General features: G+C 71.4%; 16 protein-coding genes. 7 read left to right on the top strand and 9 right to left on the bottom strand.

All coding sequences use genetic code 11. From position 1 onward, the window contains the following. Positions 1 to 59: 59 nt before the first annotated feature. The 3 genes from ABR737_RS35815 to helR form a co-directional block, all read right to left on the bottom strand. Positions 60 to 719 (bottom strand): response regulator, encoded by a 660-nt coding sequence (locus ABR737_RS35815; RefSeq protein WP_350255252.1) that lies wholly within the window; start codon positions 717 to 719, stop codon positions 60 to 62. Then, positions 716 to 1,984, bottom strand: coding sequence for a sensor histidine kinase (locus ABR737_RS35810; protein WP_350255251.1), 1,269 nt, complete (start codon positions 1,982 to 1,984; stop codon positions 716 to 718). The genes ABR737_RS35815 and ABR737_RS35810 overlap by 4 nt, the downstream gene beginning before the upstream one ends. 133 nt (positions 1,985 to 2,117) lie before the next feature. Further along, positions 2,118 to 4,265: an RNA polymerase recycling motor ATPase HelR gene (gene helR, locus ABR737_RS35805; RefSeq protein ID WP_350255249.1), complete on the bottom strand. Its 2,148-nt coding sequence runs from the start codon at positions 4,263 to 4,265 to the stop codon at positions 2,118 to 2,120. A gap of 389 nt (positions 4,266 to 4,654) precedes the next feature. On the opposite strand from helR, the gene ABR737_RS35800 reads away from it, so the two are divergent. The 7 genes from ABR737_RS35800 (at position 4,655) to ABR737_RS35770 (ending at position 9,107) form a co-directional block, all read left to right on the top strand. Next, a complete protein-coding gene (locus tag ABR737_RS35800) occupies positions 4,655 to 4,831 on the top strand; it encodes a hypothetical protein (RefSeq protein WP_350255248.1) in 177 nt (58 codons plus the stop codon). Beyond that, positions 4,828 to 5,319, top strand: coding sequence for a monovalent cation/H+ antiporter complex subunit F (locus tag ABR737_RS35795; RefSeq protein WP_350255247.1), 492 nt, complete (start codon positions 4,828 to 4,830; stop codon positions 5,317 to 5,319). The genes ABR737_RS35800 and ABR737_RS35795 overlap by 4 nt, the downstream gene beginning before the upstream one ends. Next, on the top strand, positions 5,312 to 5,581 hold the full coding sequence (locus tag ABR737_RS35790; RefSeq protein WP_350255246.1) for a Na(+)/H(+) antiporter subunit B: 270 nt from the start codon (positions 5,312 to 5,314) through the stop codon (positions 5,579 to 5,581). Before ABR737_RS35795 ends, ABR737_RS35790 begins: the two co-directional genes overlap by 8 nt. After that, positions 5,578 to 6,336, top strand: coding sequence for an MnhB domain-containing protein (locus ABR737_RS35785; RefSeq protein ID WP_350255245.1), 759 nt, complete (start codon positions 5,578 to 5,580; stop codon positions 6,334 to 6,336). The genes ABR737_RS35790 and ABR737_RS35785 overlap by 4 nt, the downstream gene beginning before the upstream one ends. Further along, positions 6,333 to 6,680, top strand: a complete 348-nt coding sequence (locus ABR737_RS35780; RefSeq protein ID WP_088800662.1) for a sodium:proton antiporter — start codon at positions 6,333 to 6,335, stop codon at positions 6,678 to 6,680. Before ABR737_RS35785 ends, ABR737_RS35780 begins: the two co-directional genes overlap by 4 nt. Continuing rightward, complete coding sequence (locus ABR737_RS35775) at positions 6,677 to 8,482, top strand: complex I subunit 5 family protein (RefSeq protein ID WP_350255243.1); 1,806 nt, start codon at positions 6,677 to 6,679, stop codon at positions 8,480 to 8,482. Before ABR737_RS35780 ends, ABR737_RS35775 begins: the two co-directional genes overlap by 4 nt. Before the next feature lie 184 nt (positions 8,483 to 8,666). Beyond that, complete coding sequence (locus ABR737_RS35770; RefSeq protein WP_350255242.1) at positions 8,667 to 9,107, top strand: hypothetical protein; 441 nt, start codon at positions 8,667 to 8,669, stop codon at positions 9,105 to 9,107. Positions 9,108 to 9,131: 24 nt separating this feature from the next. Here the strand turns inward: ABR737_RS35770 and ABR737_RS35765 are convergent, their stop codons facing one another. The 6 genes from ABR737_RS35765 to ABR737_RS35740 all read right to left on the bottom strand — a co-directional run bounded on the left by ABR737_RS35765 (position 9,132) and on the right by ABR737_RS35740 (position 18,337). Beyond that, a complete protein-coding gene (locus ABR737_RS35765) occupies positions 9,132 to 9,446 on the bottom strand; it encodes a DUF6479 family protein (RefSeq protein WP_350255241.1) in 315 nt (104 codons plus the stop codon). Between the two features lie 82 nt (positions 9,447 to 9,528). Further along, positions 9,529 to 10,563, bottom strand: coding sequence for an NrfD/PsrC family molybdoenzyme membrane anchor subunit (gene nrfD / locus ABR737_RS35760; RefSeq protein WP_350255240.1), 1,035 nt, complete (start codon positions 10,561 to 10,563; stop codon positions 9,529 to 9,531). Continuing rightward, positions 10,560 to 11,492, bottom strand: coding sequence for a 4Fe-4S dicluster domain-containing protein (locus ABR737_RS35755; protein ID WP_350255238.1), 933 nt, complete (start codon positions 11,490 to 11,492; stop codon positions 10,560 to 10,562). The genes nrfD and ABR737_RS35755 overlap by 4 nt, the downstream gene beginning before the upstream one ends. After that, on the bottom strand, positions 11,489 to 14,758 hold the full coding sequence (gene fdh / locus ABR737_RS35750) for a formate dehydrogenase (protein ID WP_350255237.1): 3,270 nt from the start codon (positions 14,756 to 14,758) through the stop codon (positions 11,489 to 11,491). Before fdh ends, ABR737_RS35755 begins: the two co-directional genes overlap by 4 nt. Before the next feature lie 128 nt (positions 14,759 to 14,886). Further along, entirely contained in the window at positions 14,887 to 16,344 is a 1,458-nt protein-coding gene (locus ABR737_RS35745) for an FMN-binding glutamate synthase family protein (RefSeq protein ID WP_502964528.1), read from the bottom strand. Positions 16,345 to 16,513: 169 nt separating this feature from the next. Continuing rightward, positions 16,514 to 18,337: a thiamine pyrophosphate-requiring protein gene (locus ABR737_RS35740; RefSeq protein ID WP_350255235.1), complete on the bottom strand. Its 1,824-nt coding sequence runs from the start codon at positions 18,335 to 18,337 to the stop codon at positions 16,514 to 16,516. Between the last annotated feature and the right edge of the window lie 4 nt (positions 18,338 to 18,341).

Below are 18,341 nucleotides of genomic sequence, written 5' to 3'. Positions count from 1 at the left end.
CGGGGGACCTCGCGGGGCGCCGGAGGCGCCGCGCCGCAGGGCCGCGGGGGGCCGGGCGGTCACTCCCCGGCGACCACCAGCCCCGCTTCGTACGCGTATACCGCGGCCTGCGTACGGTCACGCAGCTGCAACTTGACCAGAATGCGCCCGACATGGGTCTTCACGGTCTGCTCGGCGATGACCAGCTGCTCGGCGAGCTCGGCGTTGGACAGTCCCTGGGCGATCAGGCGGAGCACCTCGGTCTCGCGTTCGGTCAGATCCGCCACCCGGTCCCGGCGGGGCGCGCGGGGTGCGCCCCGCTTGGAGAACTCCTCGATCAGCCGCTTGGTGACGGTCGGGGCGAGCAGGGCGCCGCCGGTGGCGATGGTGCGTACGGCGGCGGCGAGTTCGTGGGCCGAGGAGTCCTTGAGCAGGAACCCGCTGGCCCCGGCGCGCAGTGCCTCGTACACATACTCGTCCAGATCGAAGGTGGTGAGCATGAGGATCTTGGTGAGGCTGCCGCTGCCGGTGATGCGGCGGGTGGCCTCCAGGCCGTCGAGCTCCGGCATCCGGATGTCCATCAGCACGACGTCCGGGGCGCGTTCGGCCACCTGACGGACGGCCTCCGCGCCGTTGTCCGCCTCCCCCACGACCTCGATGTCCGGCTGCGCGTTGAGCAGGATCGCGAAGCTCCCCCGGATCATCGCCTGGTCGTCGGCGATCAGCACGCGAATCGTCATGAGTCCTCACTCCGGCCGGTGGGCAGCAAGGCCCGTACCTCGAACCATCCGTCCCTCGTACGCCCCACATGCAGGGTGCCGCCGAGCATGGAGGCCCGCTCCTGCATACCGAGAACACCGTGTCCCGTGCCGCTCTGGCGCTGCGCGGTGACGGTGACCGGGCTGTTGGTCACCTGCACCCCGAGCTCGGCGTCCCCATAGGTCAGCTCGACCCTGACCTGTGCGCCCGGGGCGTGGCGCAGCACATTGCTCAGCGCTTCCTGAGTGATCCGGAACGCCGAGAGTTCGACGTGGTGGGGCAGGGTCCGCGGGGTGCCGGTTATGTCCGTCTCGACGGTCAGTCCGGCCGCCCGTACATTGCCGACCAGTTCGCCGAGGTTGTCCAGGGTCGGCTGCGGCACATATTTGCCGTCCTCGCCCTGCGCACCGGGGCCGTCGGACCGCATCATGCCCAGGATGTGGCGGAGTTCGGTCAGGGCGGCCAGCGCATTGTGCCGGATGCTGCCGAAGCTCTCGCGCATCGCCTCCGGCGGATCGGCGACCAGATACGGCGCGGCTTCCGCCTGTACGGCGACGACGGACATGTGGTGCGCCACGACATCGTGCAGTTCCCGCGCGATGCGGGCCCGTTCCTCCAGCAGCGTCCGGCGGAACCGTTCGATCTCGGTGAGCTTTTCCTGCCGTCGCAGCTGCCGCTGCGCTTCCCTGCGTCCGCGCACGGCGGCCAGCAGCAGCAGTCCGACGCCGGACAGTATCCCGAAGGCGTACATCCCCTGCCCCGCGCCCTGGGGCCGCAGCACCACCGCGAGCACGCCGCTGACGAGCAGGGTCAGCAGCCACTGGGTGACGAACAGCCGGGCGCTGACCCGCCAGGCGACGATCAGCGTCACGACCAGGTGCGCCAGGAACCCCGGCTCCGTCCACGGCCAGGGCGTGTCCCGGGCGGGCGGGGCACCGAGCGCCACCAGCAGCAGCGGGAACGGCACCATGGCCACGAGCGACAGCCACCAGGCGGCCACCGGCCGGGCCAGGCTCAGCGGCACGGACGCCGCCTGGAGGCACGCGAGCAGCACCGGTACGGGCCAGGGCATCTGCAGCCGCTCGGCGACCACGTCCGCTCCCGGCACGACGAGATAGAGCGTGAACAGCCCCGCGAGGACGAGCGGGAGCTGGCGGAGCACCCGGTTGCGCGCCCGGTGGAGAGTCGGCAGCGGACGGGAGGAGAAGTCCAGGAGCTCCCCGCGTAAGGGACGGAGGGTGGACACCCACCGCTGTTGCACTCCGCGCGCCCGCGCACTCGAGGGCCGCTGCGCACTGTCCGGATCGCTTGTCACGCACGCCATGGTAGAGCCGCCCCGAAGACGCCCGGAGGTCACCGAGGCGGGAGTGCGGCCGGCGTCAGGGGCTGGTGAGGATGACGAGTTGCCGGGTCGCGCGGGTCATCGCGACATAGCGGTCCACGGCTCCTTCGATGCCCTTGCCGAACGTCTCCGGGTCGATCAGGACGACCAGATCGAATTCGAGCCCCTTCGACAGCTCCGGTGTCAGCGACCGGACGCGGGGTGTCGCCCGGAACGTGGGATCGCCGATGACGCAGGCGATTCCGTCGGCATGCGCGGCGAGCCAGGCATCGAGCACCGCGTCCCGGTCCGCGACGGATCCGTGGACGACGGGGATGCCGCTGCTGCGGAGGGAGGCCGGCACATTGGCGTCCGGGAGGACCGCGCGGATGACCGGCTCGGCCTCCGCCATGATCTCTTCCGGTGTGCGGTAGTTGATGTTCAGGGAGGCCACGGAGATCCGGTCGAGCCCGGCCCTTTCGAGCCGTTCCTGCCACGACTCGGTGAACCCGTGCCTGGCCTGGGCGCGGTCACCGACGATGGTGAAGCTCCGGGACGGGCAGCGCAGCAGCAGCATCTGCCACTCGGCGTCGGTCAGTTCCTGGGCCTCGTCCACGACGATGTGGGCGAACGGGCCGGCGAGCAGGTCCGGTTCGGCGCCGGGCAGCGCCCCCTCGTCGATCAGGGTGTCCTGCAGGTCCTGTCCGCGCAGCATCGTCACCGCGCCCTCGCCGTCGTCATCGGCCGCCAGGATGCCGTCGATGACATCCGCCCGGCGCGCCCGTTCGGCGGCGACGGCCGCAGCGTGCCGGCGCGTGCGTACGGACGCCTCCGGGTCGCCGAGCCGCTGCCGTGCCGCGTCCAGGAGCGGCAGGTCCGACACCGTCCAGGCCCGGGCGTCCGTGCGCTGCAGCCGCCGGATCTCGTCGGGACCGAGCCAGGGCGCGCACTTGCGCAGATAGGCGGGCACCGACCACAGGTCTCCGACGAGGTCACTCGCGTCGAGCATCGGCCAGGCGCGGTGGAGGGTCCGGATCAGCTCCCGGTCCTGCAGCAGCGACCTCCGCAACAGCTCGGGCGGGGCATCGCTGTCGTCCTTGTCGATCAGGATCGTGAACAGTTCCTCCCGGATCTGGTCGCGCGCCTCGTTGTGCGGGGTGCCCGGTTCCACTGCTGCGAACGCCGCCGCCCAGTCCTCGGCGCTCAGCCAGATGTCGGACCAGTGGGTCGAGACCGTCATCCCCTCGGTGGGCGGCTCCTCGTAGATGCCGACGGCCGGCTCGATCGCCTTCACCAGGCCGGCGGACGACTTCAGCCGGGCCACGTCCGGATCGGCTTCACTCGCCGCTGCGGCGCCCTCGGTGACGAGGTCGCGCAGGGTGCAGGTCTGCACGCCCTCCTCGCCGAGGCTGGGCAGGACATCGGCGACGTAGGACAGGTAGGGCCGGCTCGGACCGACGAACAGCACACCGCCGCGACGGTGACCGAGGCGGGGGTCGGAGTAGAGGAGGTGGGCGGCGCGGTGCAGCGCGACGACGGTCTTGCCCGTCCCCGGGCCGCCGTCGACGACGAGAGCGCCGCGGGACCCCGTGCGGATCACGGCGTCCTGGTCGGCCTGGAGGGTGGCGAGCACATCGCGCATCCGGGCCGACCGGCTGCTGCCCAGGGCGGCGATGAACGCGGACTGGTCGTCGAGCGCGGCGTGCCCCTCGCGCCCGTCGGTGGTGAACACCTCGTCCCAGTAGTCGCTGATCCGGCCACGGGTCCAGCGGTACCTGCGGCGGCTCGCCAGGCCCATCGGGCGGGCGTGGGTCGCCGCGAAGAACGGCTCGGCCGCCGGGGAGCGCCAGTCGAGCAGCAGCCGCCGCCCCGCGCTGTCGGTGAGGCCGAGACGTCCGATGTACACGGGCTCGGGGTGGTCCGTGCGGACGAAATGGCCCAGGCACAGGTCCAGTCCGAAGCGGCGCAGCGCACGCAGCCGGCCGGTCAGCCGGTGGATCTCCGCGTCCCGGTCCATCGCGCCCCGGCCGAGGCCGCCAGGTGCCCTGCGCGCGGCGTCGAGGCGATCGGAGAGTTCGGCGATCGCCTGGTCAAGGCTCTCGGAGAGGGCCGCGAAGTGCCGCTCGTCGCCGTCGGTCAGCGCCGGATCGGCCTTGGCGGCAAGGCGGTCGGGAAGGTCGAACGCGCTGGTGGTCAAAGGGTTCATCTCAACGGCTCCGGTCCGGGGCCGCGACCTCGCCGCACACCCCATACACCGACAAAAACAAACGCACTTCGTGTATCCCCCATTTCCTCAGGTTTCTGACCTCGGCCCGCGATTCTGCCCCACGGCCGGGGCCTTGCCGCAAGCCCCCCAGTGCGCTATAAGTTAAAAATGGCAAGGAGTGGGTATTCCTCTCTGCCTCTCTGCCTCCCTCCCTTTTCTCCTTCGCCGAGGACAGCGGAAGCTTCCCCTTCATCGATGGCGTCGGGCGCCGTGCAGCGCGCTCTGCCGCACCTCCGACGGAGGTACTCCGCGGCGCGGTGACGAGGCGTGCGGGCCGGCGCATGTGAGCCTGTGGGCCGGGTAACCGGTCGGCGGGAGGTGCGTACACGGTGGCACGACGGCTGGTGACGGGTGCCGAACTGCTCCTGTGGTGGGCGGCGTTGACCCTGTTGTGGATCGTTCTGATCGGACCCGTGGACACCCTGGAGTGGCTGGTCGGGGCCGGTGCCGGACTGATCGCGGCGGCTGTCGCGTGCCGCGCGCGGCGAGCCGCGGGTGCCCGGTGAACACCTGGACCGCCGCGGGCACCGCGCTGCTGCTCTGCCTGGTGGCACCGGCCGCGTGGGCGGCTGCCACCGGCCCGGTCCGCCGCCGGGTACCCGCACAGAATCTGACCAGCACCCTCCTGTGCCTGGTCTTCCTCCTGCTGGCGCAGGGCTTTCGCCGCACGGCCTACATCGATACGGCCCTGGTGCTCGCGGTGCTCGGGCCGGCCGGGACCCTGCTCTATGTGCGGCTGCTCGCCGACCAGTTGGCGGACCGGCCGCCGCGGCCGCGTGCGCTGCGGGCGGCGACGGCCCTGAACTACCTGGCGGTGCCGGCGGTGCTGCTGCCCTTGTGCCTCGTCACCGGCCCCGGCCGGGCCCTGGGGAAACTCCTGGTGATCGGGGCCCTGTTGGTACTCGGCAGCTGGAGCACCACCCGCGCGGTGCACGCCGCCGCCACGGCCGGGCCCGGGCCCGGTGCACCTACGGAGGGAGCACACGATGGCTGACGATCTGCCGCTGCTGCTCGGTCTGCTGCTGGTGGCCGCGGCCGGGACCGGGACCGTTCTCGTACGCGATCCCGTACGGCAGTCCTTTGTGATGTCGCTGTTCGGCCTGGCGCTCGCCACACTGTTCCTGCTGCTGCAGGCGCCCGATGTCGCGCTCTCCCAGCTCGCGGTCGGCTCCGCGCTGACGCCGCTGATGGTGCTGCTGACCGTACGCAAGGTGCGCCGCAAGGCCCGCAGCGAGCGCCGGGAGGAGTCCGGGTGAGCACACGGATGCGCCTGTGGGTGCTGATCGCCGGGGGTCTGGGGACGGCCGTGCTCTACCTGCTGGCCTGTCGCGATCTGCCCGCGTTCGGCGGGCGGTGGCACCCCTACGGCGACCGGGCGGTGGACGCCGCCCTCGCCCGGCACACCGCCAACACCGTCTCCTCGGTCAACTTCGACCAGCGGGCCCTGGACACCCTCGGTGAGGAGTCCATCCTCTTCGGCTCCGTCCTGGGCACCGTGGTGCTGCTGCGGCAGACCCGGGACGAGGACCGGCTGCCGCCCCAGCCGGTCCGGGTGGCCCCGCAGGTACGCCGTTACGCCCTGCTCGCCCTGCCGGTCACCCTGCTCATCGGGCTGTACGTCGTCGCCCACGGCCAGCTCAGCCCCGGCGGTGGCTTCCAGGGCGGCGTGGTGGTGGCGACCTCCCTGCACCTGCTCTACATCGCGGTGGACTACCAGGCGCTGGAGCGGATCCGCCCGGTCGGCCGGTACGAGGTGGCGGACGCCGCGGGCGAGGCCGGCTACCTCCTGCTGGGTGCCGCCGCGCTGCTGACCGGCGCGGCCTTCCTGACGAACTACCTGCCCTACGGCACCTTCAACACCCTCGCCTCCGGCGGCACCGTCCCGCTGCTCAATGCCGCGATCGGGGTGGAGGTGGCGGCCGGCGTCGTGGTCCTGCTGGCCCGTTTCCTGGACCAGGCAGTGGAGATCGAGGAGGAACCACAGGACGCCGGGGCGGAGGGCACCGCATGAACGTGCTGCCGTATGTGCTGGCGGGGTGGCTGTTCCTGATCGGCTGCTACGGGCTGGCCACCAGCCGCAACCTCATCCATGCGGTGGGCTGCCTCGCGGTCTGCCAGGCCTCGACCTATGTACTGCTGCTCGCCATCGGCTACCGCAAGGGCGGCACCGCCCCGGTCTTCTCCGATATCGCCCCTGGCTCGCGTCCGGTCGTCGACCCCGTCGTCCAGGCCCTCACCCTCACCGACATCGTCATCGGGGCGACCGTCACCGCACTGTTGCTGTCCCTGGTGATCCAGATCGCCAAGCGGCACCGGACAGTGGATCCCGACGAGCTCTCGGAGCTGCGGGGGTGACCGCCGCGCGGAGCCTGCCGCTGATCGTGGCCGTTTTGATGTTCGGCGCCGCGGTGCTGGTGGGAGCGGGGCGACGGCTGCCGCGGTACGCCGCCGAGGTGCTGGCCCTGCTGTTCGCCGCGGCGGCCGCGGCCCTGGCCCTGTTCGCCGCGGCCGCCACCACGTGGTCCCGTGCTCTCCCCGTCGAGTGGGTGGGCGGCTGGCAGCCGCACCACGGAGTGAGCGTCGGCATCGTGCTGGTCGGCGACCGGATCGGCCTCGGGCTCGCCGTGCTGGTCTCGCTGCTGGTGGTGGCCTCGCTCGCCTACGCCTGGCGGTACTTCGACGAACCCCCGCACCGCCATGCCGGCTCCTTCCCCGGACTCGTACTGCTCTTCCAGGCGGGCATGTGCGGCTTCGTCCTGACCGGCGACCTCTTCAACGCCTTCGTCTTCTTCGAGTTGATGAGCGTGGTCGCCTACGCGCTGACCGGCTACCGGGTCGAGGAGGCCCGCGCCGTTCAGGGCGGCCTGGTGTTCGGGATCGTCAACTCCCTCGGCGCCTACGCCATGTTGTCGGGCATCGCCCTGCTCTACGCCCGGACCGGTGAACTGGGCCTCGCGCAGATCGGCCGGGCGCTCGACGCACACGCCGGCGGCGGCCCGGACGCGCTGGTGATCGCCGCCTTCGTCCTCGTCACCACCGGACTGCTCGTCAAGGCCGCCGCGGTGCCGTTCCACTTCTGGCTCGCCGACGCGCACGCGGTGGCGCCGACTCCGGTGTGCATGCTCCTGTCGGGGGCGATGGTCGAACTGGGCGTGTACGGGACGGCCCGGATCTACTGGACCGTCTTCGCCGGCCCCGGCGGCGTCCCGGCTCCGGACGTGCACCGGGCGCTGCTGGCCCTGGGTGCGCTGACGGCCCTGCTGGGTTCGGTGATGTGCTGGCAGCAGCGCCACCTCAAGCGCCTGCTCGCCTACTCCACGGTGGCGCACACCGGACTGTTCCTGACGGGCCTGGCACAGCTGGGCCCGGAGGGGACCGGCGGGGTCGCCCTGTATGTGCTGGCACACGCCGGGGTGAAGGCGGCACTGTTCGCCTGCGTGGGAATCCTGCTGGACCGCTACGGCAGCGTCGACGAGCACCAACTGCACGGCAGAGGGCGGGAGCTGCCGTGGGTGGGGGCCATGTTCACACTGGGCGGACTGGCCCTTGCCGGGCTGCCCCCGTTCGGCACCGCGCTGGGCAAGGCGGTCACCGAGGAGGCCGCGGGGGGCTGGGTGACCGCGCTGTTCGTACTGGCCTCGGCGGTGACCGGCGGCGCCGTGCTACGGGCCGGAGCCCGGGTGTTCCTCGGTCTCGGTACCCGTCCGCCCGACGCCCCGGAAGAGACCACGGGCAAGGCGGAGGAACCGGAGACCCGCGGCGGGCACCTGACCCGCATCCCGGAATCCATGCTCGCGGTCCCGGCGCTCCTGCTCGCCGGGGCCCTGGCGGTGGGGCTGGTGCCCGGCCTGCGCACGGGCGTGGGGCACGCCGCGGACCTCTTCACCGACCACCACGCCTCTCTCTCGGCCGTGCTGTACGGCCGTCCTGCGCAGCCCGCGACCGCTCCCCCACCGCACTGGACGGCAGCCGGTGTGCTGTGGGGCCTGCTGTCCACGGCCCTGGCCGCGGCGCTCGCGGTCCGGGCCGTACGGCAGCCGGCCGGCGAACCGGCACGGTGGTTCACCCCACTGCGGCGGCTGCACTCCGGGCATGTGGGGGACTATGTCGCCTGGTTCCTGGCGGGCGTGGCCCTCTTGGGAGCGCTGGTCGCCTGAGGATGTCTGCGTTCCCGGAGCGGTGCCGCGGGCCGGGCAGCCATGCCCTGGTCGGCCCTCCCGTGTCGCGCCCGCGGCCGTTTCGGCGTGAAGTGGAGAGGGTGCCCGGCCGACCGGGCCTGGCGTCCGAGGCGCCGTGAGCGAGTGCCCTGACAGCCTCACAGAGAGAATGGCCAGGACAGCAATGCGCGACAACAGCGGCGAACCGACGACCACACCGCATCCGAGGGTGTGCGAGCTGTGCGGCACGGCCATCCACCGGACCTCGCAGGTCTCCGGCCGGGCACGCGACTCCTCCTGGATCCACCCTTACGACTCGGAGCAGGACGGTGAACGGCTCCTGGCAGCCTGCAGCCCGGGCCATCTCGACCAGCTCCGGCAGCGCTACCGCCAACGGCCGTTCGTCAAAGAGGAACTCTGGGCAGGAAAGATCGACCGTGCCCTGCGCGCACAGCCCGACCTCGACGAGGAAGAACTCGCCGATGTGACAGGGCTGAACTTCATCCAGATCGAACACGCCCTCACCTGGGAGAGCGAACGCTTCCTGGAGGAACGGGCCTCGCGAGGCCGCCACGAGGGGCCGGACGGCGGTCCCGGCAGGCAGAACACCCAGGGGATGAACTGACACCGGGGCCTCCGGCCACGGGGTTCACCGGGTCCGGTCGTGACGGCCGGAGGCGGGGCGGGACTCGATCCCGTTTCCCTTCAGCTCGTGCGGCTTCCGCCGCCGGGAGGTCCGTGGGAGGTCGTCGGGTTCCCGGTGCTCCACCACATCACCGACCGCCCTGCCGTGCGGCAGTCGTGGCTGTTCCTCGGGGCGGGGCGGGCCCGGCTCCCGGGACCTGACCCGGCGCCCCCAGGCGAAGGCCCCGACCAGCAGGACGACGACGAGAACCCCCACGAGGGTCAGCAGGGCGGAACTCGATCCGGGCCGGGCGGCCAGCTGTGCGTTCACATCCGACATAGCCAAAGACAGTTCCCTCATAGGGAGCGCGTACCCGGCGCCCCGGCAGGCAAGCACGGGGCACTACGCAGGAGGACACCCCCTAAACCCCGGACTTACCGCGCAGTGCGGCCCGTTGCGGCACGACCGTGTACGCGGGGTCCTCGGCGGAGGCGATGCCCGCCGCGAAGACACCGAAGCGGGTGCAGGCCGATCCGGCGAGCAAGGCGGCGCCGGCTGCCACGGCCGCCGGGCGGAACCGCCCGCCGAGCACGGCCACCGCGGCCCCGCCGCTGACGAGGGCTTCGGCGCAGCGCAGCAGCGTGCCGGCGCGCCCCGTGCGGTAGGTCTCCGCGACCATGCCCAGGCGCCGTTCGGCCGCCCTGGTGAGGGCGGTGTCGGCGGTGGCGGCCAGCGCGGCGGCGCAGCGTGCGGGGGCATTCTCGTGGGCCGGCGCGAGGACCAGGGCCATGCCGGAGGCCGCGGCCGTCGCGGAGGCGGCGAAGAGGTAGGGCAGTTCGCGGTACCCGCCGTGCCAGGCGGGCACCGCGGTGTCCGCGGCGAGCACACCGGTGTACGTGGCCACGGCAGGGCCCAGCACCGCGGCCACGGCCGTGGCTGCCGCGCCGGCCCGCGGCAACCGCCCGGAGACCGCGCACAGCGCGGCCGCGCCGGCGGCCGGCCCGTAGCCGCTGAGCAGCCAGGAACCGACGCTCATCGGCGAGGTCGGCTTCATGACCCGCAGCATGTGGTGGAACCGGCCGGGGCGGCCGAGGTCATGGATCAGCGCCGCGGCGGAGAGGGAGACCGCCGCGAGGGACGAGACCTTCATCGCGGTGGCGCTGGCCCGGCGACCAGTGAGATGTGCGCCGGCCGCGAGGACCGATCCCGCGCCCGCCAGGCCGCCGAGGAAGAAGTATCCGGCGATGTCGCGCGCCGCCCAGGACGGCGCCTTGATGATGGGGCGGCCGTAGTAGGAACGGAACTCGGCCTGCGGGACCATCAGTTCCTCGCCCTTGCGCGGCCGCCCGGAGCGCTTGGGCCGCCCGGCCCCGCCGCCCCGGAGCGCCGCGGGCGTCGCCTCGCGCCCCGGGCGGCCGCCGTCCGGCCCGTCGGCTGCGGTGTCGTGCCCTCTCATGTCCGTCCCCTCTTCCGCACCATCGCGGGCAGGGCGAAGGACAGCGCCCACCCGCCCGCCAAGGTCAGTGCTGCCGCACCCGCGTGCTTCCACATCGCGGGCAGATCACGGGTGGTGACGACGGGGTCGGGCGGCAGCCCGTACACCTCGGGGTCGTCCAGCAGCAGGAAGAAGGCGCCGTCGCCGCCGACGCCGTCCCCGGGATCGTGGCCGTAGAGCCGCGCACCGTCCACGCCCGCGGCGTGCAGCTGGTCCACCCGCAGCGCCGCCCGCTCGCGCAGCTCGTCCAGGGGCCCGAACTGGATGGATTCGGTGGGACAGGCCTTGGCGCAGGCGGGCTCCTGGCCCGCGCCCAGCCGGTCGTAGCACAGGGTGCACTTGAAGGCGCGGCCGTCGGACGGGCGTTGTTCGATGACGCCATAGGGGCAGGCGGGTACGCAGTAGCCGCAGCCGTTGCAGATGTCCTCCTGGACCACGACCGTGCCGAACTCGGTACGGAAGAGCGAGCCCGTCGGGCAGACGTCGAGGCAGGCGGCGTGGGTGCAGTGCTTGCAGACGTCCGAGGACATCAGCCAGCGGAAGTCGCCGCCCGCCGGCGGGGAGTCCGTGGCGAGGGTCAGTTCCGTACGGCCCTCGGGGGCGGGCACCGTAGGCGTGGCCAGGGGATCGGACACGGGCGCGGACTGCTCGATGAAGGCCACATGGCGCCAGGTCGAGGCGCCCAGTTCCCCCGTGTTGTCGTACGACATGCCGGTGAGGGACAGCCCGTCCTCGGGGAGCGCATTCCACTCCTTGCACGCCACCTCGCACGCCTTGCACCCGATACAGACGGAGGTATCGGTGAAGAACCCCACGCGTGGCGGTGCGTCCTCATGACCGGCGTCGCCCGCCGGGTCGGGTTCCGGGCCGCTGAACAGGCTGTCCGTCATGGCCGGTGGTCCTCTCCGGTGTGCTCGGTGATGCCCGCGCGCTGCCGGTACTCGGCCACCAGCCGGGGGAGGTCCGGGCCGCGGGGCCGGCGGCCGGGGCGGATGTCGGCGGTGAGGGCCTTGTCCTCCTGGATGTGGGAGTCCGGGTCGAGGGCGATGGCCACCAGTTCGTTCGCCGCGTCGCCAGTGACCACCCCGTTGGGGCCCCAGTGGAACGGCAGCCCGATCTGATGCACCGTACGGCCGTGCACGGTCAGCGTCCTGATCCGCTCGGTGACCGCCACCCGCGCCTCGATGGCGTTGCGGGCGGTGATGATCGTGGCCCATCCGGAGTGCTCCAGCCCGCGCTCCGCGGCCAGTTGCGGGGACACCTCACAGAACAGCTCGGGCTGCAGCTCGGCGAGGTGGGGCGACCAGCGGCTCATCCCGCCCGCGGTGAAGTGCTCGGTGAGGCGGTGGGTGGTCAGCACGTACGGATACACCTCGGCGCCCGGTTCACCGCCGCTCGGGTGATAGCGGTTGCCCTCGCGCGGATAGAGCCGGCGGGTGGGCGAGCGCGACCAGTCGGGGTAGAGGGCGTTGGTGAACGGGGAGTCCTGAGGCTCGTAGTGGGTGGGCAGCGGTCCGTCGAGCAGCCCGGCCGGCGCGTAGAGCCAGCCCTTGCCGTCCGCCTGCATGATGAACGGGTCGTCGCCGCGGAGCGCCGCCGGCCCGGTCGCCCCGGGCGGCGGCACATGGTCCGGCGGCAGGTCGGGAATGAAGTCCGGTACGTCGTGGCCGGTCCACCGCCCGGCCTTCCCGTCCCACCACACATACGCCTTGCGCTCGCTCCACGGGGATCCGTCGGGCGCCGCCGCGGCACGGTTGTAGAGAATCCGGCGGTTCGCCGGCCATGCCCACGCCCATTCGGCCGCGACCCAGTCCTGTGCGGTGTGCGGGGTGCGGCGGGCAGCCTGGTTGACGCCACCCGCATACACCCCGCAGTAGATCCAGCAGCCGCACCGGGTGGAGCCGTCGTCCCGGAGTTCGGTGTACGCGCTGAGCGGTGCGCCGTCCGGGCCGTGGCCGTTGATCTCGGCCAGGACCGCGGCGGCGACCGGCTCCTGGAGCGGGCCGTCCACCGGGTAGTCCCAGGTCAGGTCCTGCACCATCGCGTCCATCGGATCGGTGGAGGCCGCCAGCTTCTCCTTGATCCGCCGGCCCAGGTGGTACATGAACCACAGATCGCTGCGGGCATCGCCCTCCGGCTCCACGGCGGCGTGGTGCCACTGCAGCCAGCGGTTGGTGTTCGTGAACGAGCCGGACTTCTCCGTGTGGGCCGCCGCGGGCAGGAAGAACACCTCCGTCCCGATGTCCTCGGTACGCAGCTCGCCCGTCTCGATCTCCGGCCCGTCCTGCCACCAGGTCGCCGACTCGATGAGGGAGAAGTCGCGGACCACCAGCCAGTCGAGCTGCGCCATGCCCAGCCGTTGCAGACGGGTGTTGGCGGAGCCGACGGCCGGGTTCTCCCCCATCAGGAAATAGCCCTTGCAGACGCCGTCCAGCTGGGCGAGCACCGTGTCATAGGTGCTGTGGGACCCGGTGAGCCGCGGCAGATGACCGAAGCAGAAGTCGTTGCCGACGGTGGCCGCGTCACCGTAATAGGCCTTCAGCAGGCTGACGACGTACGCCCGCATATTGCCCCAGAAGCCCTTGTCGGTACGGCTGGCGGCCACAAAGGTGTCCAGGTCCTCGTGGGTGTGCGCATGGGGCATGGGCAGATAGCCGGGAAGAAGGTTGAAGAGCGTGGGGATGTCGCTGGAGCCCTGGATGGAGGCGTGCCCGCGCAGCGCCTGGATGCCACCGCCGGGGCGGCCGATGTTCCCCAGGAGCAGCTGCAGCACGCTCGCCGCCCGGATGTACTGGGAGCCGACCGAGTGCTGGGTCCAGCCCACCGCGTAGACGAAGGCGCTGGTGCGCTCGCGACCGGAGTTCTCGGTCAGCGCACGGCAGACCCGCAGGAAGGTCTCGCGCGGTACGCCGCAGATCTTCTCGACCATCTCGGGCGTGTAGCGGGCGTAATGCCGCTTGAGGATCTGGTAGACGCACCGGGGGTGGCGCAGGGTCGGGTCCTGCGGTGCCCGGGGCGCGGCCTGCGGGCCGCCCGCTCCGTGGGTCTCGGCATGGCCCGGGGTCTGGTGGGGCTTGGCCCCGGCATCCCGTAGCCGCTGGTCGTGCATCTGCTCGGCATCGCCCGCCGGCGCCTGGACACCGGCGCCCTCGTACTGCCAGCTCTCCGGCTCGTAGCGCCGCTGTTCCGCATCGAAGCCGGAGAACAGCCCGTCGAGGTCCTCGGTGTCGCGGAAGTCCTCGCTGACGACGGTGGCCGCGTTCGTGTAGGCGAGCACGTACTCCCGGAAATCCTTCTCCTCCGTCAGCACGTGATGGATGATCCCGCCGAGAAAGGCGATGTCGCTGCCCGCCCGGATCGGTACATGCAGGTCGCACAGGGCGCTGGTACGGGTGAACCGCGGGTCGACATGGATGATCTGAGCGCCGCGGGCCTTGGCCTCCATGACCCACTGGAAGCCGACGGGGTGCGCCTCGGCGAAATTGGACCCCTCGATCACGATGCAGTCCGCGTGCTGCAGATCCTGCATGAACGTGGTGGCCCCGCCCCGTCCGAACGAGGTGCCCAGACCGGCAACCGTGGAGCTGTGGCAGACCCGCGCCTGGTTTTCGATCTGGACCACGCCCAGACCGGTCAGCAGCTTCTTGATCAGGTAATTCTCTTCGTTGTCGAGGGTGGCCCCGCCGAGGCTGGCGATGCCGAGCGTGCGGGCGACCCGGCGGCCGTCCTGTTTCCACTGCCAGGTGTCCCGGCGGACCCGGATGACCCGGTCCGCGATCATGTCCATGGCCGTTTCGAGGTCGAGCGGTTCCCAGTCGGCCGCATACGGGGCCCGGTAGAGCACCTGGTGGCGCCGGGCGGCCCCGGTGGTCAGCTGCAGGGTCGCGGACCCTTTCGGACACAGCCGCCCCCGGCTGACGGGGGAATCCGGGTCCCCCTCGATCTGCACGACCCGGTCGTCCTTGACATACACCTGCTGGCCGCAGCCGACGGCGCAGTAGGGGCAGACGGACCGCACCACCCGGTCCGCGCTGTCGGTGCGCGGACGCAGCCGCGCGGTGCGGGCGGACATCGCCGCATGCCCCCTGGCCAGCGGGTCACCACCGGTGAGCTGCCGGTACGCGGGCCAGTCGCGTAGCCGCCTGCGCGCACTCATACGACCTCCGACCCGCCGCTTCGGCTCGTTGCTGTCTGACTCCAACCTCACCCTCACGGCGTTCGGCTGCCCGTTGGCGGGCCTTTTGCTCACCCAAAAGGACGCGGGAGGGCACCGCCCCGGCGTCGTCAGACCGTGAAGCGGTCGGGGTCGGCCGCCTCCCAGTCCGCTCGCCAGTCCGGCGGAGGGTCCGCCAGGAGCCGGCCGGGGGCGAGCCAGTCGTAGAGCTCCGCGTAGGAACGGACGGTGTGGGGACCGAGCCGGCGGCGCAGTTGGTGGGGAGCCAGTCCGGCGGCGTCCCGCACGCCCATGGAGGCCATGATCTGCAGGGCGCTGCGCACGGTGGCCTCCTGGTAGCGCCGGACCCTTACGGATTTGTCCGCCACGTTCAGTGCCCGGGCCCGCCGCGGGTCCTGTGTCGTCACACCGACCGGGCAGGTGTTGGTGTGACACCGCTGGGCCTGGATACACCCGACGGCGAACATCATCGCGCGGGCGGCGTTGGTGTAGTCGGCGCCTTGCAGCAGCCGTTTGACCAGGTCGCTGCCGGTGGCGACCTTGCCGCTGGCCCCGATCTTGATGCGGTCCCGCAGCCCCGTGCCGACCAGGGCGTTGTGGACGGTGATCAGACCTTCCGTGAGCGGGCTTCCCAGGTTGTCCGCGAACTCCAGCGGAGCGGCCCCGGTGCCGCCCTCGGCGCCGTCGACGACGATGAAGTCCGGTGTGCTGTCCTCTTCGAGCATCGCCTTGCAGACCGCGAGAAACTGCCGCCGCGAGCCGACGCACAGCTTGAACCCCGCCGGTTTGCCGCCGGCCAGCTCCCGCATCCGGGCGAGGAACCGGACCAGCTCTCGTGGGGTGCTGAAGACCTGGTGGTAGGGCGGGGATATGACGGTCCGCCCTTCGGGCACCTCGCGTACCCGGGCGATCTCGGCATTGACCTTTCCTCCCGGGAGCACTCCCCCGATGCCCGGCTTGGCCCCTTGGGAAAGCTTCAGCGAAACGCATTTCACGTGCTCGTGAGCTGCTTTGGCGGCGAACTCCCGCTCGTCGAAGGCGCCGTCGGCCGTCCGGCATCCGAAGTACCCCGTGCCGATCTCCCAGATCAGGTCCCCGCCGTGGCGCAGATGGTGATCCGAGAGTCCGCCTTCACCCGTGTCGTGAGCGAACCCGCCCTCGGCCGCCCCGCGGTTGAGGGCGAGGATCGCGCGGGACGAGAGCGAACCGAAGCTCATCGCGGAGACATTGAGCAGTGCCATGTCATAGGGCTGCGTGCAGCCGGGCCCGCCGACCCGGACCACCGGGGCCTGCCCGGGCACCGGTTCCGGGACCATGGAGGGCACCAGGAATTCCGCACCGGGCTCGTAGACATCGCGTTCGGTGCCGAAGGCCTCCTCGGCCTCGGTGCCCTTGGCCCGCTGGTAGACGATGCTGCGTACGTCGCGGTCGTAGGGGCGGCCGTCGGTATTCCGCTCGACGAAGTACTGCTGCAACTCGGGGCGGATGGATTCCAACAGGTAGCGCAGATGCCCCAGCACCGGATAGTTGCGCAGCACCGAGTGCCGGCGCTGCAGCAGGTCCCACATGCCGGTCGCCGCCAACAACAGCAGCACACTCGCCGGCAGCCACCACCAGAGGGACGTCACCGCTGCCAGGATCACCGACGCCGTCGCGGCGAACAGGAGGAGTGTGAGGAATATCAGCCGGTACATACCGGGATAACCGCCTGCCTTTCCGGGTTCCCGTGGATGGCTGCTACTCGTCGTCCCGGGCCGCGGGCCGGGCCTCCCTGTGGTGGTGGCCGGGGAGCATTTCCTGGATCTTGGCCTTGATCCCCTGGCGGATCATGCCGCCGCGGTCGCTGTCGCCCTTGACGATGGCGGCGGCCGTGGCCTCGATCTGGTCGAGGTCGGCGTGCGGGGGGATCGGCGGTACGGCCGGATCGGTACGGAAGTCGAGGACGAACGGCCGGTCGGCGTCCAGGGCGGTGCGCCATGCCCCCTCGACCTCGCCGGGCTTCTCCACCCGGACTCCCCCGAGTCCGATGGAGCGGGCGAAATCGGCGTAGGGCACGTCCGGCAGCGCCTGTGAGGGCAGGAACTGCGGGGCACCCGACATGGCCCGCATCTCCCACGTCACCTGGTTGAGGTCCAGGTTGTTGAGCACCGCGATGATGAGCTGCGGGTTGCGCCAGTCCTTCCAGTACTTGGCGGCGGTGATGAGTTCGGCCATGCCGTTCATCTGCATGGCGCCGTCGCCGACGAGGGCCAGAGCGGGCCGCTCCGGATGGGCGAACTTGGCGCCGATGACGTAGGGCACGCCAGGACCCATGGTCGCGAGGGTGCCGGAGAGGGAGCCGCGCATCGTGCCGCGCATGCGCAGGTGCCGCGCGTACCAGTTGGCGGCCGAGCCGGAGTCGGCGGCCAGGATGACGTCGTCCGGCAGGAGGGCGTCCAGGGCGTGCACGACATATTCGGGATTGATCGGTTCCGCGTCCACCGCGGCACGTCCCTCCATCACCTCCCACCAGCGGGCGGTGTCCTTCTCGATCTTCTTCCGCCATGCTCCGTGCTTTTTGCGTGTGAGCTGCGGCAGCAGTGCCGTGAGGGTCGCGCGTGCATCCCCGACGAGGTTGACCTCGAAGGGGTAGCGCAGGCCCACCATGTGCGGGTCGATATCGATCTGGACGGCACGGGCCTGGCCGAACTCCGGCAGGAACTGGGAGTAGGGGAAGCTGGAGCCCACGACCAGCAGGGTGTCGCAGTCCCGCATCAGCTCATAGGAGGGGCGGGTGCCCAGCAAGCCGATCGCACCGGTCACATACGGCAGTTCGTCGGACAGTGCGTCCTTGCCCAGGAGGGCCTTGGCCACGCCGGCGCCGAGGACATCGGCCAGTTCCTCGACCTCGGCCCGGGCCCCCCGTGCGCCCTGGCCGATCAGTACGGCGACCTTCTCCCCGGAGTTCAGCACCTCGGCGGCCCTGGTGAGGTCCTCGTCCGCCGGAACGGGGGCGTAAGAGGCGACACCGAGGCTGGAAGGGACCATCTTGAAGGCGTGCGTGGGCGGGCTGTAGTCCAGCTCCTGCACATCGGCGGGAAGGATCACCGCGGTCACGGTCCGCCGTGCGTAGGCGGTGCGCAGGGCGCGGTCGAGGACGTTGGGCAACTGCTCGGGGACGGTGACCGTCTCGCAGAAGTCGGAGGCGACGTCCTTGTAGAGGCTCATCAGGTCGACTTCCTGCTGGTAGGAGCCGCCCATCGCGCTGCGGTGCGTCTGTCCGACGATCGCCACCACCGGCACGTGGTCGAGCTTCGCGTCGTAGAGGCCGTTGAGCAGATGGATCGCACCGGGCCCGGACGTCGCCGCGCACACCCCGACCTTGCCGGAGAACTTCGCGTATCCGACGGCTTCGAACGCGGCCATCTCCTCGTGCCGCGCCTGGACGAATACCGGCTTGTTGTCCGCGCGCTCCCAGGCGGCCAGCAGCCCGTTGATGCCGTCACCGGCGTAGGAGAAGACATGTTCGACATCCCACTCACGCAGCCGTTGCAGGACGTAATCAGAAACCTTGACCGACACGCGT

It is taken from the genome of Streptomyces sp. Edi2, from assembly GCF_040253635.1.
GTDB lineage: Bacteria > Actinomycetota > Actinomycetes > Streptomycetales > Streptomycetaceae > Streptomyces.
The sequence above is the reverse complement of the archived record's forward strand: the minus strand, read 5'-3'. Positions and strand labels throughout refer to the sequence as shown.

What these genes read in the sequence shown, in the direction of transcription:
- ABR737_RS35815 (WP_350255252.1), bottom strand. Translation starts at nt 719, where the DNA reads ATGACGATTCGCGTGCTGATCGCCGACGACCAGGCGATGATCCGGGGG.
- helR (WP_350255249.1), bottom strand. Translation starts at nt 4,265, where the DNA reads ATGAACCCTTTGACCACCAGCGCGTTCGACCTTCCCGACCGCCTTGCC.
- ABR737_RS35790 (WP_350255246.1), top strand. Translation starts at nt 5,312, where the DNA reads ATGGCTGACGATCTGCCGCTGCTGCTCGGTCTGCTGCTGGTGGCCGCG.
- ABR737_RS35780 (WP_088800662.1), top strand. Translation starts at nt 6,333, where the DNA reads ATGAACGTGCTGCCGTATGTGCTGGCGGGGTGGCTGTTCCTGATCGGC.
- ABR737_RS35770 (WP_350255242.1), top strand. Translation starts at nt 8,667, where the DNA reads ATGCGCGACAACAGCGGCGAACCGACGACCACACCGCATCCGAGGGTG.
- ABR737_RS35765 (WP_350255241.1), bottom strand. Translation starts at nt 9,446, where the DNA reads ATGTCGGATGTGAACGCACAGCTGGCCGCCCGGCCCGGATCGAGTTCC.
- nrfD (WP_350255240.1), bottom strand. Translation starts at nt 10,563, where the DNA reads ATGAGAGGGCACGACACCGCAGCCGACGGGCCGGACGGCGGCCGCCCG.
- ABR737_RS35755 (WP_350255238.1), bottom strand. Translation starts at nt 11,492, where the DNA reads ATGACGGACAGCCTGTTCAGCGGCCCGGAACCCGACCCGGCGGGCGAC.
- fdh (WP_350255237.1), bottom strand. Translation starts at nt 14,758, where the DNA reads ATGAGTGCGCGCAGGCGGCTACGCGACTGGCCCGCGTACCGGCAGCTC.
- ABR737_RS35745 (WP_502964528.1), bottom strand. Translation starts at nt 16,344, where the DNA reads ATGTGGGACCTGCTGCAGCGCCGGCACTCGGTGCTGCGCAACTATCCG.